The organism is Massilia sp. ZL223 (assembly GCF_018119395.1).
Taxonomy (GTDB): domain Bacteria; phylum Pseudomonadota; class Gammaproteobacteria; order Burkholderiales; family Burkholderiaceae_D; genus Telluria.
In genome coordinates this window covers 104,454-119,448 of record NZ_JAGPWD010000009.1, presented here as the reverse complement: position 1 = coordinate 119,448, position 14,995 = coordinate 104,454, and the positions used below count along the sequence as shown (strand labels likewise).

The window sequence follows — 14,995 nt, the reverse complement described above, 5'->3', positions numbered from 1 at the left end:
CCTGTTCGATCGAATAGGTCGGCAGCGCGCGGCTCAAATGAAAACAGCCCGCCGGCGCGAACGCGGGCGGGCTGCCACATGAAACCGGCGGCGCCTTAGTCCAGCTTGGCCGCGTGCTCGCGGGTCGCGTGGAAGGTCAGCTTCGGCCAGCGCTCCTGGGTCAGGCGCAGGTTGACGCCCGAGGTGGCCAGGAAGGCCATGTTGCCGGCCGCGTCGTAGGCCACCTGGTGGCCCAGCTGGTTCTCGAAGTCCGACAGCGATTTCTTGTCCTCGCTCGACACCCAGCGCGCGCTGCTGATGCTGCTGCTCTCGAACACCGCGTCCACGCCATATTCGTTGAGCAGGCGGCTGGCCACGACTTCGAACTGCAGCACGCCGACCGCGCCCAGGATCAGGTCCGAACCCAGCACCGGCTTGAACACCTGCACCGCACCCTCCTCGCCCAGCTGCTGCAGGCCCTTGTGGAGCTGCTTCATCTTGAGCGGGTTACGGATGCGCACCGTGCGGAACAGTTCCGGCGCGAAGTACGGAATGCCGGTGAAGGACAGCAGCTCGCCTTCGCTGAAGCTGTCGCCGATCTGCATGTTGCCGTGGTTCGGCAGGCCGATGATGTCGCCCGCGTAGGCTTCCTCGACCTGTTCGCGGCTCGAGGCCATGAAGGTCACCACCGAGGACAGCTTGACGTCGCGGCCCAGGCGCAGGTGCTTGACCTTCATGCCCTTCTCGAAACGGCCCGAGCACACGCGCAGGAAGGCGATGCGGTCGCGGTGGGCCGGGTCCATGTTGGCCTGGATCTTGAAGACGAAGCCCGAGAACGGCAGCTCTTCCGGCTTGACCGCGCGCACGGTGGCGTCGCGCTCGCGCGGGGCCGGGGCCCAGTCCACCAGCGCCGACAGGATCTCGCGCACGCCGAAGTTGTTGATCGCCGAACCGAAGAACACCGGGGTCTGCACGCCCGACAGGAAGCGTTCCAGGTCGAACACGTGCGAGGCGCCGTGCACCAGCTCCACTTCCATCTTGAGCTGCTCGATCTCGAGCGGGAACATCTCGGCCAGCTTCGGGTTGTCGATGCCCTTGACGATCTCGAAAGCGCCGTCGGCCTTCTCCTCGCCCGCCTTGAACAGCATGATTTCGTCCTTCAGCAGGTGATACACGCCGCGGAAGTTCTTGCCCATGCCGATCGGCCAGGTCACCGGCGCGCACTCGATCTTGAGCACCGATTCCACTTCATCCAGCAGTTCGAGCGGATCGCGGGTCTCGCGGTCCAGCTTGTTCATGAAGGTGACGATCGGGGTGTCGCGCATGCGGCACACGTCCAGCAGCTTGATGGTCTGCTCTTCCACGCCCTTGGCGGCGTCGATCACCATCAGGGCCGAGTCAACCGCGGTCAGCACTCGGTAGGTGTCTTCCGAGAAGTCCTGGTGGCCCGGGGTGTCCAGCAGGTTGATCACGTGCTCGCGGAACTCGAACTGCATCACCGAGGACGCCACCGAAATGCCGCGCTGCTTCTCGATGTCCATCCAGTCCGAGGTCGCATGGCGGCCGCTCTTGCGGCCCTTGACAGTGCCGGCCAGCTGGATCGCGCCCGAGAACAGCAGGAGCTTTTCGGTCAGCGTCGTTTTACCGGCGTCGGGGTGGGAAATGATGCCGAAGGTGCGGCGGCGGTTCACCTCGCGCGCGATCACGGCGGCGGGTTTGCCGGCCGGCGCGGGATCGAGGGAGTCATTCAGGGGTGCTGCGGTGTCGGTTGCCATAGTCGCGGCCAATTCGGGTTCGTGCAAAACCGGCGATTTTACCGTTCTTGGGGCGGCTTGTGTGAACCGCGCCACATCCTTCTCCTACGGTTTCGTCTCATTGTCAGCATTTTGTCAGCCTGGATTCAGCAATTTGACAGCTTCAGTGTTTATACTGGGCAACATTCCATGCATATTGCTTCAGCGAGGCCGACCATGATCCCAGCCACTGCCCCCCGCCAGCGCGGTTTCACCCTGATCGAGCTGATGGTGACGATCGCCATCATCGGCATCCTGGCGGCCTTCGCCTATCCGTCCTACACCGCGTACATGGTGCGCAACCAGCGCAGCGCGGCCCAGACCTACCTGATGGAACTGGCCCAGGCCCAGGCCCAGTTCCTGGCCGACACCCGCGGCTACGCCTCCAGCGTGGAAGACCTGGCGCCGGTGCCCGACAACGTCGACAGCCGGTACGAGATCACGATCGACCTCGAGGACGGTCCGCCGCAGAGCTACATCATCACCGCCACCCCGAAGCCGGGCGCCAGCCAGGCCGGCGACGTCACCCTGACCATCAACCAGGCCGGGACCCGCACCCCGGGCGACAAATGGTAATCCGCGCGCGCCATGCGGCGCCGGCCCGCGGCTTCACCTTGCCCGAGCTGATCACGGTCCTGGCCGTGATGGCGATCCTGGCCGCCGTCGCCGCGCCCGCCTACGGCAGCCTGGTCGCCGCGATGCGCGGCCGCAGCGCCGGCACCGACTTGTATACCGCCCTCAACCGGGCCCGCAGCGAAGCGATCAAGCGCAACGCCGAAGTGACGCTGGCGCCCAAGGACGCCGGCTGGCAGGCCGGCTGGGACATCGCCGACCCGGGCGACGCCGACCGCCTGCTCGACGACCATCCCGCCGTGCCCGGCGCCGCCATCGACGGCCCGGCCAGCGTGGTCTACCTGCCCAACGGCCGCGTCAAGGGCGCCAGCCTGCCCTCCTTCGACATCAGCGTGAGCGGCAGCGACGCCCGCCGCTGCGTCGCGGTCGATCTCTCCGGCCGCCCCAGCCAGACTTCCAGCGAGTGCTGACGCCATGAATACCATGCCCTCCCTTTCGTCCCAGCGCGGCGTCAGCCTGATCGAAGTCCTGATCACCATGGTGGTGGTCGCCTTCGGCCTGCTGGGCCTGGCGGCCTTCCAGGCCAAGGCCCAGGTCGGTTCCATCGAGTCCTACCAGCGCGCCCAGGCCGCGGTGCTGCTGCAGGACATGCAGTCCCGGCTGAGCGGCAACAGCGCCAATGCCGCCGACTACAAGACCGCCAACCCGCTCGGCACCGGCAGCACCGTGGGCGACGACTGCGCGACGGTCGCCGCCGGCGCCGCGCGCGACCTGTGCGAATGGAGCGCCGCCCTCAAGGGCGCGGCCGAGGAGCGCGCGGACGGCAACAAGGCCGGCGCCATGGAAGGCGCGCGCGGCTGCGTCGAGCTGGTGCGTGCGGCGGACGCCAGCCCCGGCGTCTGCGTTCCGGCCGTCTACCTGGTCACCGTGGCCTGGCAAGGCATGCATGAGACCCGCGCCCCCTCGCAGTCCTGCGGCCGCGACGCCTACGGTCCCGACACCAACCGCCGCGCCGTGTCGGCGCGCGTGGCCATCGGCCTGCCCGGCTGTATCTAAGTCGTCGACAAGGAGCCGCGATGCGTCCCTACTCCCCTAGTCTGCGCCGCGCGCGCGGCTTTTCGCTGGCCGAACTGCTGGTGGCCGTGGCCATTGGCCTGGCCATCCTCGGCGGCCTTTCCGCCATGTTCGTCAAGAACATCCGCACCCAGGGCGAGATCGACAAGGCCCACCGCCAGGTCGAGAACGGCCGCTATGCGATCGACCTGCTGGCGGTCGACCTGCGCAACGCCGGCTATTACGCCGAGTTCGATCCCGGCGCGCTGAGCGACCCGGCCGCCCTGCCGGCGCCTTGCGCCGCCAGCCTGGCGGACCTGAAGGCCGGCCTGCCCCTGGCCGTCCAGGGCGTGGACGACGACGCCAGCGGACTGGATTGCCTGGACGACGTGCGCGACGGCACCGACGTGCTGGTGGTGCGCCGCACCGCCACCTGTGTCGCCGGCGTCGGCAGCTGCGCCCCGACCACCGAAGGCGGGCCTTTCTTCCAGGCCTCGCTGTGCAACAACCCGACCGAGCTCGATTCGTCCAGTGTCGACGACTTCTACGCGCTCAGCCTGAGCACCGCCAACCTGAACCGCCACCAGCGCAACTGCACCCAGACGCCCAACAGCGGCACCCTGGCCGCGATCCGCCGCTACCACACCCACATCTATTACATCGCCAACAACAACCAGGACGGGGACGGCATCCCCACCCTCAAGCGCGCCGAGCTGGGCAGCGACGGCAGCGCGCCCACCTGGAGCGTCGTGCCGCTGGCCGAGGGCATCGAGAACCTGCAGCTCGAATACGGCATGGACCTGGCGAAGGACGGCGTGCCCGACGCCACCTCGGCCAACCCGGCCGGCGCCAACAGCTGCGCCGACGCCGCCTGCGCGGTGGCCAACTGGCGCAGCGTGGTGGCCGTGCGCGTGAACTTGCTGGCCCGCAACAGCCAGGAGACCGCCGGCTACGAGGACAGCAAGACCTATACGCTGGGCCTGAACGCGGACGGCAGCGAGAACACCGTCGATGCCGCCAACGACGCCTACAAGCGCCACGTGTTCCAGGCGCAGGTGGCCCTGCCCAATCCTGCTGGAAGGAGAATGCCATGACGGAGACCGCCATGAAACTGCGCCGCCGCGAACGTGGCATCACCCTGGTCACGGCCCTGGTCATGCTGGTGCTGCTGACCCTGATCGCCCTGACCACCTTCAACGTCGGCAAGTCCAACCTGCAAATCGTCAGCAACATGCAGCAGCGCGACGAGGCCACGGCGGCCGCGCGCGAAGTGCTGGAGGAAGTGATCAGCACGCCCCGTTTTTCCGAGACCCCCGGCCATGTGCTGAACAAGCCCTGCGGCGAGGCCAACGAGCGCTGCGTCGACACCAACGGCGACGGCACCGACGACGTGCGCGTCAAGCTCGCGCCGCGGCCCAAGTGCGTCAAGGCGCCGGCGATCCGCAATACCCAGCTCGACCTGGCTCGGGAAGAAGACCTGGTGTGCAGCATGGGCAGCACCCAGAGCTTCGGCGTGAGCGGCGCGGTCGACGGCAACTCGGCCTGCGCCGACAGCGTCTGGGAAATCAATGCCGTCGCCACCGACATGGAGACCGAGGCCGAAGTCCAGGTCACCCAGGGCGTGGCCGTGCGCGTTGCGCGCGACGACGTCACCAACAACTGCCCCACCACCTGAAGGAGCCCGCATGTTCCGCCATCCACTTCCGCGCGCCCTCGCCTTCAGCGCTTCGCTCGCCCTGCTGGCCGCCAGCCTGCCGGCCGGCGCCGACGACATCGACATCTTCACCGGCGCCTCGGCCGGCAACAACATCAACCCGCGCATCCTGATCGTGCTCGACAACACCTCGAACTGGGCGCGCCAGAACCAGAAATGGCCGGGCGGCGCCACCCAGGGCCAGTCGGAAGTCAATGCGATCAAGCGCGTGGTCGCCGGGCTGGACGACACGGTGAACCTGGGCATGATGGAATTCGTCACTGTCGGCAATGCCAACCTGAACGGCGGCTTCATCCGCTACGCGGTCCAGCCGATGGACCTGACTAACCGGACTGCCTTCAGCAGCCAGCTCACCACGATCTACAACAGCATCAACAGCCCGGACGAGAAGCGCAATTCCAACACGCCCTACGGCAACCTGATGTACGACGTGTATAACTACCTGGCCGGCGGCAAGTCGGTCTCGCCGGGCGGCGTGCTTTCCACCATCGCCGACCGCGCCGGGTACACCACGGCCTTCACGCAATTCAAGTCGCCGCTGAGCACCGACAACGCCTGCGGCAAGACCTACGTCATCTTCATCGGCAATCCGAACGCCAGCGGGCCGACCGCCGACGATGCGACGAATACCGCCGAGCTCAACAAGCTCAACGGCAACACCACGCCGGTGACCCAGCTCGGCCTGCCCAACTTCAGCAGCAAGAGCATCAGCACCACCACCACCATCGGCACCACGGCGGCCTGCTATGCCAACCCCACCGCGGCGGCGGCCGGCCTTGCGGCCTTCGCCAGCACCTGCAGTGGCTATACCGACGGCTGCAAGGTCGGCACGGTGGCGGCCAGCCCGGCCGGCACCTGCGCCGCCAACACCAGCCGCTACAACGTGGACGCCACCGACACCATCATCACCAACGTCGAGACCGGGACCTACAGCACCGACACCGGCCCGCGCAACGCCGACGAATGGGCGCGCCTGATGCACGACCGCGGCGTCCCGATCGGCGACGGCACCCTGCGCCCGAGCGTCACCACCTACACGATCGACGTCTACAACGCCCAGCCCAACTCGGAGCACACCTCGCTGATGCTGAGCATGGCGCGCGCCGGAGGCGGCAAGTATTTTGCGGCCCGCAACGAGGACGCGATCGTCGACGCGATCAAGGAAATCCTGATCGAGATCCAGGCCGTCAACACCACCTTCGCCTCGACCAGCCTCCCGGTCAACGCCACCAACCGCTCGCAGAACGAGAACCAGGTGTTCATCGGCATGTTCCGCCCGGACCCGGACGCAAAACCGCGCTGGTTCGGCAACCTCAAGCGCTACCAGCTGATCACCAGCGGCAGCGGCATCGACCTGGGCGACGTCAACAAGAAGCCGGCGGTCAACGCCAACACCGGCTTCGTGACGCCTTGCGCCACCAGCTTCTGGACCAGCGACAGCGGCGCCTACTGGAGCGGCCTGGGCCTGAAGCCGGACCCGGCCGGCACCTGCAGCGTGAGCAGCTACAACAAGTATTCGGATGCGCCCGACGGCGCCTTCGTGGAAAAAGGCGCGGCCGCCCAGATCCTGCGTCAGGGCAATGTCCCGGCCGGCACGGGCACCTCGAGCGCGGTCAACCGCAACGTGCTGACCCAGTTCGGCAGCATCCTGACCCCGCTGACCACCACCAACAGCCTCATGGACACCAACCTGGTCAAGTTCATCCGCGGCGAGGACACCAACAATGAAAAAGGTGGCGGCCCCAGCAACACCACGCGGCCCTCGATCCACGGCGACGTGATTCACTCGCGTCCGCTGCCGGTCAACTATGGCGGCACGACCGGCGTCACCGTTTACTACGGCGCCAACGACGGCACCCTGCGCGCGCTGAACGCGGCCACCGGGGTCGAGCGCTGGGCTTTCATCGCGCCGGAGTTCTTCCCGCGCCTGTCGCGCCTGAAGAGCAACCTGCCGCTGGTCGCCTACCCGAACCAGCCGGCCGGCATTACCCCGGCGCCGACGGCCAAGGACTATTTCTTCGACGGTTCGACCGGCGTCTACCAGAACGCGGACAGCTCGCGCGTCTGGATCTACCCGACCATGCGCCGCGGCGGCCGCATGATCTATGCGCTCGATGTCAGCAACCCGGACAATCCGCAGTACAAGTGGAAGGCCGGCTGCCCCAACCTGGGCGACCAGGTCGGGTGCACGGCCGGTATGGAAGCCATCGGCCAGACCTGGTCGACCCCGAGCGTGGCCTTTCTGAAGGGCTACAACAACGGCGCCAGCCCGGTGGTGGTGGTGGGCGGCGGCTACGACGCCTGCGAGGACGGCAATGCGAAGGTGCCTTCCTGCGGCGCCACCAAGGGCAACGCCATCTACGTGCTGGACGCCGACACCGGCGCCGTGCTGCGCAGCTTCTCCACCGAGCGCGCGGTGGCGGCCGACATCGCCATGGTCGACATCAACAACGACGCCATGCCCGACTACGCCTACGCGGCCGATACCGGCGGCAACCTGTACCGCATCGATTTCACCGGCGCCGACAAGCTGCCGCTGGCCAGCGGTTCCTGGACCAAGCGCATGGTGGCGCGCACCAGCGGCGGCGGACGCAAGTTCCTGTTCGCGCCGGCGCTGCTGGCCACCCAGGGCTATGTCTACGTGGCCATCGGCAGCGGCGACCGCGAGCATCCGCTGGCCACCCACTATCCCTTCGAGCAGGTGACCAACCGCTTCTACGTCTACAAGGACGACCTGTCGGTCGCCCTGGGCGCGGCCACCGTCGACCTGGACGGCCTGCAAGACGTGACCGCCACCAACAGCGCGTCCGCGCCGGCGGTGCTGCCGGCCGGCAGCCTGAAAGGCTGGTACATGGACCTGAACCAGAATGGGCAGGGTGAGCAAGTGGTGACCTCGGCCCTGATCGCGGGCGGCATGGTGACCTTCAGCTCGAACCGCCCGATCAAGGCCTCGGCCGGCACCTGCGCCACCACCCTGGGCGAAGCGCGCGGCTACTGGGTCAACCTGCTCAACGGCTGCGGCGCGATCGGCGTGGCCGGCACCTGCGGCGGCGAGCGTTCCTCGCCCTTCGTGGGCGGCGGCCTGCCGCCCTCGCCGGTCCTGGCGAGCGGCGTGCCGATCGACGGCAAGGCCACCACGGTGGTCATCGGCGCGGTGCAGAAAGGCTCGGATGGCGCGCCCGGCGCCAGCGTCCCGATCGCCCCGCAGAAGATCCGCCCGGCCATCACTTCCAAGCGCAAGCGCACCTACAGCTATACCTCGGGCGCCGACTGATCCGGCGCCGCGGTCCGGGGAAACCGGACCGTGACCCGGGTGCCGCGTGCGCCCGGGCCATCCTCCAGCGCGACCCGGGCCCCGTGCGCGAGCGCGATGTCGCGCACGATGGCCAGGCCCAGGCCGCTGCCGGAAGTCTTGTCGTCCAGGCGCACGTAGCGCTCGAAGACCTGGGCGCGCCGCGCCGGCGCGATGCCCGGCCCCGTGTCTTCCACGGCGAACAGCACCCCCTCCCCCTCTTGCTTCGCGATCACCGTCACACTGCCGCCGCGCGGCGTGTAGCGCAGCGCGTTGTCGACCAGGTTGTCGACCAGGTCGCGCAGCTGGAAGGCGTCGCCGCGCAGCGGCGCCGGCGCCAGCTCGAAGCCGATGTCGATGCCGCGCCGCGCGGCTTCCTCGACGAAGTACTGGATCGCATCCTGCACCAGGCTGGCCAGGTCGAGCGCCTCGTGGGCCGCGCCGGGCTGGCCCTGGCGCGCCCGGGCCAGCGCCAGCAGCTGGTTCACCTGGCGGATCATGCGCTCGTTGGCGAGGCGCATCAGGCCGAGCGAGCGCAGGGTCTCGGCGTCGCCGGCGTGGCGCGCGGCCAGCCATTCGAGCTGCAGCTGCAGGCCGGCCAGCGGCGTGCGCAGCTGGTGCGCCATGTCGGCCATGAAGTCGCGCTGGGCGCGCGCGCCCGCCTCGACCTTGTCGAGCAATTCGTTGAAGCCGCTTACCACCGGCGCGATCTCGTAAGGCACCTCGTCGGCCGCGATGGGCGCGAGGTCGCCGGCCCCGCGTCCCGTGAGGTCGGCGCGGATGCGCGCCAGCGGCCTCAAGCCGTTGCTCACCGATAGCCAGACCAATCCTACAAGGGTGAGCGTGGCCAGCGTGACGAGCACGAACAGCGAGCGCAGGATGGCCGAACGCACTTCCAGGCGCTGGCGCAGGGTGCGCGCGACGCCGACCTGGCGCGGACCGTCCGGCGTGGACACCAGCAGCGCCGCGACGCGCACCGGCTCGCCGCCGATCGCGGCGTCATAGGCCGGCGCGCCCGGCCGCAACGCGGGGAATCCTACGCTGCCCTCCAGGTGGGCGCCTGCGGCGTCGCGCACCACGTACCACAGGCGGTCCTGGCCGGCCAGCGTGGCCGGCACGAACGCGGGCGCGCCGTCGCGGATGCGGCCGGCCAGCGTGGCGGCGGTGTCGGCCAGGCCCTGGTCGAAGGCCACCTGGGCCGGGGTCCAGGCCAGGGCGTAAACCAGGCCCGCCAGCACCAGGTTGAGCAGCAGGATGGGGCCGAGCAGCCACTTCAGGAGGCGCAGCCGGATGCTGGTCATGCGCCCGGCGCTTCCGCTTCCAGCAGATAGCCGAAGCCGCGGATGGTGCGGATCGCCACGCCGGCGCCGTCGAGCTTGAGGCGCAGGCGCGAGACATAGACCTCGACCGCGTTCTGGGTCAGGTCTTCGCCCCAGGGCAGGATGGCGTCGATGATTTGCTGCTTGGACACGACGCGTCCGGCGTGCTGGAGCAGGTATTCGAGCACGCCCCACTCGCGCACCGACAGTTCGAGGCTGCGCTCGCCTACCCGCGCGCGCCGGGTGGCGCTGTCGAGCGCGAGGCGGCCGAGGGCCAGGACGGCGGGCTTGGGAGCGTGACGGCGGACCAGGGCGCGGATGCGGGCGACCAGTTCAGGAGTGGCGAAGGGTTTGACCAGGTAGTCGTCGGCGCCGGTCTCCAGGCCGCGCACCCGGTCCTCGACGGCGTCGCGGGCGGTCAGCAGCAAGACCGGGATGGCGCCGCCGCGGGCGCGCAGGCGGCGTACGACCTCGAAGCCGTCGATGCCGGGCAGGCCGATGTCGAGGACGACGACGTCGGGCGGCGGAGCGTCGGCGGAGGTGGACGCGCCGGCCGATGCTGCGCCCTGCAAGAGCTGGTCGGCGCTCGAGCCGTCGCGGGCAAGCGCCACCTGCATGCCCTGGGCCTGCAGTGCGCGCATCAGGCCGTCGGCCAGGACAGCGTCGTCTTCCACCAGCAATACTTGCGGCCCCATCTTTGCCTTGTCGCTCCGCCACCAGGAAAGCGCCCATTATGGGCTATTTTCGTTGCCTAAACCAAACAAAAGGCGTGAATTTCGCCATCCTGTCTAGTAGGACTGGACTGACAAAACATCATGCATACAGCCTACATGGGTGCGACTGCTAATCTTATGTTCGGCACCGGACTATAGCTTTAATGTACACACATCGCGATGAGGCAACGAAAGCCCCGGCCTCCACAAGTCGCTCATGAAGCATGTTAGAGATCAAAGAGGACAACAAATGAACAACACTCAACTTGGTGGTGCCACGCAAAAAGCGAAGAACCAGCTCCCTGCCAGTGAGGAGTCGAAAGCGTCCCGCCCCGTTGTCAGCTACAGCGGCACCCAGCAAAACGAATTGCTGGCCGCCCTCCCGCGCCAAGACCTGGAAACCCTGTTCGAGCACCTGGAACTCGTCCCTCTGCCATTCGGCAAGGAGTTGTTCGAGTATGGCAGCAAACTGGAATACGTGTATTTTCCGACCACGGCAATCGTGTCGCTGCTCTACGTGATGGAAGACGGCGCCACCACCGAGATCGCCGTGGTAGGCCACGAAGGCGTGGTCGGCGTGTCGCTCTTCATGGGTGAACGTGCGATGTGCAGCGCCGTTGTCCAGAGCGCCGGCTACGGCTACCGCCTCAAGACCCAGTACCTGCGTGACGCCTTCAACCGCGGCGGCGCCCTGCCGCAGCTCCTGATGCGCTACACCAACGCCCTGTTCGCCCAGATGGCCCAGAACGCCGTCGGCGGCCGCCACAGCTCGATCGAGCAAAAGCTCTGCCGCTGGCTGCTGGACCGCCTGGACCGTTCGCCGACCAACGAGCTGAAAGTGACCCAGGAACTGATTTCGATCATGCTGGGCGTGCGCCGCGAAAGCATCACCGCCGCCGCCGGCAAGCTGCAGGATGAAGGCCTCATCCAGTATCGCCGCGGCAATATCACCGTCCTGGACCGTGCCGGCCTGGAAGAATATGCCGGCGAGTGCTACAAGGTCGCCAAGTCGGAATACGACCGCCTGCTCATGGATGTGGCGCGTTGAGTTTGAGGGGATCCGTCTCCGGCAAGGCCGGCGGCGGATCCTCGGTTTGACCGGGCACGGCCTTTGATGCGGCCGTCCCTTCCCCACCTGGGGCTTGCGCCGGAATCCAGGCGCGCACACAAGTCCCGATGCCGTTCACTCCCCGCTCCACCTCCAGCGTCCCACCCAGCAGCAAGGCGCGTTCGCGCATGCCCAGCAAGCCATGCGATTTCGACTTGGCCATGGCGCCTTCCGCGATGCCGATGCCGTCGTCGGTGATTTCCAGGTCCCAGCCATCTTCTTCGCGGGACAGGTTGATGATCACCGAATGCGCCTTCGCGTACTTGGCGATATTGTTCAGCGCTTCCTGGGTGATACGGAACAGCGCGATGGCCTGCATCGGGCCGGCCGCATCGGCCTGGCGGTCGATCAGGGCGTCGCAGTCGAGGGCCGTGATGCGCGCATAATCGGCGCAATAGCTCTGCAGTGCGGCCGACAAGCCCATGTTGTCGAGCAGGCTCGGGCGCAGGTTTTCGATGATGCGGCGCTTGAGCTGCACCGTGTCGACCAGGGTGCGGCGCGCGCGGCCGAGCTTGGCCGCCAGCTCCGGATGGCTGAGGCGCAATTGTTCGCCCACCGTGGTCAGGTCCATGCCGATCGCGGTCAGGTTGGCGCCCATCTCGTCGTGCAGTTCGCGCGCCAGGCGCGACTTTTCTTCTTCCGAGACCTTGATCAGGTGGCGGGACAGCACCGACAGCTGCTCGGTACGCTCGACAACCATCTGCTCGAGGTGCTCGTTCGACTGCTGCAGCGCCTGCTCTGCCCGCAGGCGCAGCTTGAAGGCGCGGCGAATCAGCTTATAGAAGAGCAGCAAGACGATGATGGCGGCCGCATTGATGCCCACGCCGAACAGCGCGGCGTGGCGGTACTGCTGGTAGAAGGCGGCGGTGCGCGCCGCCAGCAATTCGGTCTGCTCATGGGTCATGATCACCACCTGCAGGCGGATCTCATCCATGTCGGCACGCTCGTCGGGCGCCGCCGCGATAGCGACGATGTCGACCAAGCCGCCCTGGCGGTAGACCTCGAGCGCCTGGTGCATCAGGCCCAGTTTCTTCTGGACAAGAGTGCGCAGCTGGTTGAGGTTCCTGGTTTGCGAGGGGCTGTCGGCGAGCAGCACGCCGAGGGCGCGCAGCTGGTTGTCGATCTGCTGGGGCGCGGCGTGCAGCGGGCCGAGGTAGACATCGGAACCCGACAGGAAGTAACCGCGCAGTCCGCTTTCGGCGTCGGTCACGAGCAGGTTCAGGTATTGGAGTTCGTCCGACACGCGGGCGGTCTGGGTCTGCAGCGCATTGGCGGCGCGCAGGTCGTCCAGGTTACGGACCAGGAAGACGCCATTCACGATCAGCAGAATGACGCATGCCAGGCACAGCAGGGTCTTGTTGAGCGGCAGGGTGCGGACAGGCTTGCCGGCCCGAGCGGTTGAAGTGGTCATCCTGAGGCTTCCTTTCGCGCAACGTTGCCGTCGCCTGATTATAGACGGATTGAAGGAAATGTTGCACTGCGAAATGCCTTCCTGTAACTCAATGTTTCAAATTGGTTGCAGGAGAAATACACAAATTGCGTACCAGAAAAGATTTGCGAGACCGATGCCTGCCCCCTCTCTCGGCTGCGGGATGCGCTTCATCTTACGCGCAATTGATGAAGGTTGAGCGGACTCGGCCGCATAGAAATGCGGGGCATGGCCGGGACGATCAAGTCGGAAGGGTGTGGGCGGCCGGGCGGCCGCACGCATGCAGCGGGGACGGCTGCCCGTAGGAACTACTTGGGAGGAAGAAGATGCGCGCGCCGAAGCGCGCGCAGCGGGAATCAATCGAGGAGATTGTTCTTCATGGCGTAATAGGTCAGGTCGCTGTTGGACTGCAGACCCATCTTTTCCATGATGCGGGTACGGTAAGTCGACACGGTCTTGATCGACAGCGACAGGGCATTGCCGATATCGGACACGGTCGCGCCCTTGGCCAGGCGCAGGAAGACCTGGAATTCCCGGTCCGAGAGCTCGGTGTGCAAGGCCGTGTTCGGATCGCGGTCGAAGCTCTGGGCCAGCAGTTCGCCGACGGTCGAGCTCACGTAACGGCGGCCCTGGTAGACGGTGCGCACGGCGGTCTTGAGCTCGTCCGCCTCGCATTCCTTGTTCAGGTAGCCGTTCGCGCCCATCTTGAACAGGTTGAGCGCGTATTGCTGCGCCGGATAGCCCGACAGGATCAGTACCGGCAGATTGGGCTGCCCCTGGCGGATCGTGCGCAGGATGTCGATGCCGCTCTGGTCCGGCATCGCGATATCGAGCAACAGCACATCGCAGATCTCGCGACGGGCGATATCGAGGGCCTCACGGCCGGTAGCGCCCTCGGCAACGACTTCGAATTCGCCCGACGACGAGAAAATCTGTTTGAAACCTGCTCGAACTATTTGGTGATCGTCACAAATGGCAACGCGTATCATTGTCTTCCCTTAAATTTTCCTTGCGCAGGAAAGTACCGGGTTCTCATCCGCCCAGCTTGCATGCGTTGATTCAGCCTAACCGCGAGTGACATTTTAACACTCCGGCGCTGGGCTTCAACAGCAGCGCACGAATGCCTGAGCTCTGGACGTGCCTGGGTAGCGTCCTGCTACACAATCCCGTCGAATCCAATAGAGGTTTTCAGCTCAGGCCGGCTGCGGACCGTTCTTGAGAATGTCGAGGATCCCCAGCAGTTCGGCGCGCATGTGTTCGACATCGACGGCCGGCGCCATGTCCGGCAGCTCCGGCTCTTCGGCCCCGGCCAGCGCGCTGGCGCGGCTGTCGAGGCGGTTGCGGGCGCCGCTGATGGTGAAGCCCTGCTCGTACAGCAGCTCGCGGATGCGGCGGATCAGGAGGACTTCATGGTGCTGGTAATAGCGCCGGTTTCCACGGCGCTTGACCGGCTTGAGCTGGGTGAACTCCTGCTCCCAATAGCGCAGGACATGGGGCTTGACCCCGCACAGATCGCTGACCTCGCCGATGGTGAAGTAGCGCTTCGCCGGGATCGGCGGCAGCACGGTCGGCTCGGTCTTGTTCGGACGGTCGTTCATCGGCGCATTCACCAGCTATTCAAGCGGCACGTGCCAGCGAGCCCGAAGGCGTGCCCGACGGATTGGTCTCTTCAACCATTCCCTTGAGCTTCTGGCTGGCGTGGAAAGTCACGACGCGGCGCGCCGTGATGGGAATTTCTTCCCCGGTTTTGGGATTGCGGCCCGGCCGCTGCGGCTTGTCGCGCAACTGGAAGTTGCCGAAGCCGGACAGCTTGACCGCTTCGCCCCGTTCGAGCGCATTGCGGATCTCGTCGAAAAAGGTTTCGACCATGTCCTTGGCCTCGCGCTTGTTCAGGCCGACCTGCTCGAAGAGCAGCTCGGCCAGCTCGGCCTTGGTCAAGGTCGGTAATGCCTTTTCCTGTTCCTTCCGCACCCGCGCCACATGCATTGCGCGATCCAGGTCGGCCGCGAGGGCCTCCTGGAG

The 14,995-nt window shown here is 66.7% G+C and carries 14 protein-coding genes; 7 read left to right on the top strand and 7 right to left on the bottom strand.

Going from position 1 to position 14,995, the window contains the following annotated elements:
* Positions 1–95: 95 nt before the first annotated feature.
* Entirely contained in the window at positions 96–1,754 is a 1,659-nt protein-coding gene (locus tag KBW95_RS08670) for a peptide chain release factor 3 (protein WP_211524304.1), read from the bottom strand.
* Positions 1,755–1,949: 195 nt separating this feature from the next.
* Between KBW95_RS08670 and KBW95_RS24540 the strand changes: the two genes are divergently transcribed.
* From KBW95_RS24540 to KBW95_RS08640, 6 genes are read left to right on the top strand one after another with little or no spacing between them, the layout of a single operon-like run.
* Complete coding sequence (locus KBW95_RS24540) at positions 1,950–2,348, top strand: type IV pilin protein (RefSeq protein ID WP_211524305.1); 399 nt, start codon at positions 1,950–1,952, stop codon at positions 2,346–2,348.
* The gene (locus KBW95_RS08660) at positions 2,342–2,815 is read left to right on the top strand and encodes a GspH/FimT family protein (RefSeq protein ID WP_211524306.1); all 474 of its coding nucleotides are present in this window, start codon (positions 2,342–2,344) and stop codon (positions 2,813–2,815) included. The genes KBW95_RS24540 and KBW95_RS08660 overlap by 7 nt, the downstream gene beginning before the upstream one ends.
* 4 nt (positions 2,816–2,819) lie before the next feature.
* A complete protein-coding gene (gene pilV, locus KBW95_RS08655; protein ID WP_229429632.1) occupies positions 2,820–3,401 on the top strand; it encodes a type IV pilus modification protein PilV in 582 nt (193 codons plus the stop codon).
* Positions 3,402–3,421: 20 nt separating this feature from the next.
* On the top strand, positions 3,422–4,492 hold the full coding sequence (locus tag KBW95_RS08650) for a PilW family protein (RefSeq protein WP_211528003.1): 1,071 nt from the start codon (positions 3,422–3,424) through the stop codon (positions 4,490–4,492).
* A complete protein-coding gene (locus KBW95_RS08645; RefSeq protein ID WP_229429631.1) occupies positions 4,489–5,073 on the top strand; it encodes a hypothetical protein in 585 nt (194 codons plus the stop codon). Before KBW95_RS08650 ends, KBW95_RS08645 begins: the two co-directional genes overlap by 4 nt.
* Before the next feature lie 10 nt (positions 5,074–5,083).
* Entirely contained in the window at positions 5,084–8,386 is a 3,303-nt protein-coding gene (locus KBW95_RS08640) for a pilus assembly protein (protein ID WP_211527990.1), read from the top strand.
* Here KBW95_RS08640 and KBW95_RS08635 read toward each other — a convergent pair.
* Both KBW95_RS08635 and KBW95_RS08630 read right to left on the bottom strand, forming a co-directional pair.
* Complete coding sequence (locus KBW95_RS08635) at positions 8,365–9,705, bottom strand: sensor histidine kinase (protein ID WP_211527989.1); 1,341 nt, start codon at positions 9,703–9,705, stop codon at positions 8,365–8,367. The genes KBW95_RS08640 and KBW95_RS08635 overlap by 22 nt on opposite strands.
* Complete coding sequence (locus KBW95_RS08630; RefSeq protein ID WP_211524310.1) at positions 9,702–10,418, bottom strand: response regulator transcription factor; 717 nt, start codon at positions 10,416–10,418, stop codon at positions 9,702–9,704. The genes KBW95_RS08635 and KBW95_RS08630 overlap by 4 nt, the downstream gene beginning before the upstream one ends.
* Before the next feature lie 268 nt (positions 10,419–10,686).
* Here KBW95_RS08630 and KBW95_RS08625 point away from each other — a divergent pair, with 268 nt between their 5' ends.
* A complete protein-coding gene (locus KBW95_RS08625; protein WP_211524311.1) occupies positions 10,687–11,484 on the top strand; it encodes a Crp/Fnr family transcriptional regulator in 798 nt (265 codons plus the stop codon).
* Here the strand turns inward: KBW95_RS08625 and KBW95_RS08620 are convergent.
* The 4 genes from KBW95_RS08620 to KBW95_RS08605 form a co-directional block, all read right to left on the bottom strand.
* On the bottom strand, positions 11,465–12,955 hold the full coding sequence (locus KBW95_RS08620) for a CHASE3 domain-containing protein (protein WP_211527988.1): 1,491 nt from the start codon (positions 12,953–12,955) through the stop codon (positions 11,465–11,467). The genes KBW95_RS08625 and KBW95_RS08620 overlap by 20 nt on opposite strands.
* A 374-nt stretch (positions 12,956–13,329) precedes the next feature.
* Complete coding sequence (locus KBW95_RS08615) at positions 13,330–13,962, bottom strand: response regulator transcription factor (protein ID WP_027865355.1); 633 nt, start codon at positions 13,960–13,962, stop codon at positions 13,330–13,332.
* 204 nt (positions 13,963–14,166) lie between these two features.
* Positions 14,167–14,571 (bottom strand): MerR family transcriptional regulator, encoded by a 405-nt coding sequence (locus KBW95_RS08610; protein WP_211527987.1) that lies wholly within the window; start codon positions 14,569–14,571, stop codon positions 14,167–14,169.
* A 19-nt stretch (positions 14,572–14,590) separates the two neighbouring features.
* Entirely contained in the window at positions 14,591–14,959 is a 369-nt protein-coding gene (locus KBW95_RS08605) for an integration host factor subunit alpha (RefSeq protein WP_211524314.1), read from the bottom strand.
* Positions 14,960–14,995 lie beyond the last annotated feature (36 nt).

Excerpts from the sequence above, each read along its gene's own strand:
- KBW95_RS08670 (WP_211524304.1), bottom strand. The coding sequence starts at position 1,754 with ATGGCAACCGACACCGCAGCACCCCTGAATGACTCCCTCGATCCCGCG.
- KBW95_RS24540 (WP_211524305.1), top strand. The coding sequence starts at position 1,950 with ATGATCCCAGCCACTGCCCCCCGCCAGCGCGGTTTCACCCTGATCGAG.
- KBW95_RS08660 (WP_211524306.1), top strand. The coding sequence starts at position 2,342 with ATGGTAATCCGCGCGCGCCATGCGGCGCCGGCCCGCGGCTTCACCTTG.
- pilV (WP_229429632.1), top strand. The coding sequence starts at position 2,820 with ATGAATACCATGCCCTCCCTTTCGTCCCAGCGCGGCGTCAGCCTGATC.
- KBW95_RS08650 (WP_211528003.1), top strand. The coding sequence starts at position 3,422 with ATGCGTCCCTACTCCCCTAGTCTGCGCCGCGCGCGCGGCTTTTCGCTG.
- KBW95_RS08645 (WP_229429631.1), top strand. The coding sequence starts at position 4,489 with ATGACGGAGACCGCCATGAAACTGCGCCGCCGCGAACGTGGCATCACC.
- KBW95_RS08640 (WP_211527990.1), top strand. The coding sequence starts at position 5,084 with ATGTTCCGCCATCCACTTCCGCGCGCCCTCGCCTTCAGCGCTTCGCTC.
- KBW95_RS08635 (WP_211527989.1), bottom strand. The coding sequence starts at position 9,705 with ATGACCAGCATCCGGCTGCGCCTCCTGAAGTGGCTGCTCGGCCCCATC.
- KBW95_RS08630 (WP_211524310.1), bottom strand. The coding sequence starts at position 10,418 with ATGGGGCCGCAAGTATTGCTGGTGGAAGACGACGCTGTCCTGGCCGAC.
- KBW95_RS08625 (WP_211524311.1), top strand. The coding sequence starts at position 10,687 with ATGAACAACACTCAACTTGGTGGTGCCACGCAAAAAGCGAAGAACCAG.
- KBW95_RS08620 (WP_211527988.1), bottom strand. The coding sequence starts at position 12,955 with ATGACCACTTCAACCGCTCGGGCCGGCAAGCCTGTCCGCACCCTGCCG.
- KBW95_RS08615 (WP_027865355.1), bottom strand. The coding sequence starts at position 13,962 with ATGATACGCGTTGCCATTTGTGACGATCACCAAATAGTTCGAGCAGGT.
- KBW95_RS08610 (WP_211527987.1), bottom strand. The coding sequence starts at position 14,571 with ATGAACGACCGTCCGAACAAGACCGAGCCGACCGTGCTGCCGCCGATC.
- KBW95_RS08605 (WP_211524314.1), bottom strand. The coding sequence starts at position 14,959 with ATGCATGTGGCGCGGGTGCGGAAGGAACAGGAAAAGGCATTACCGACC.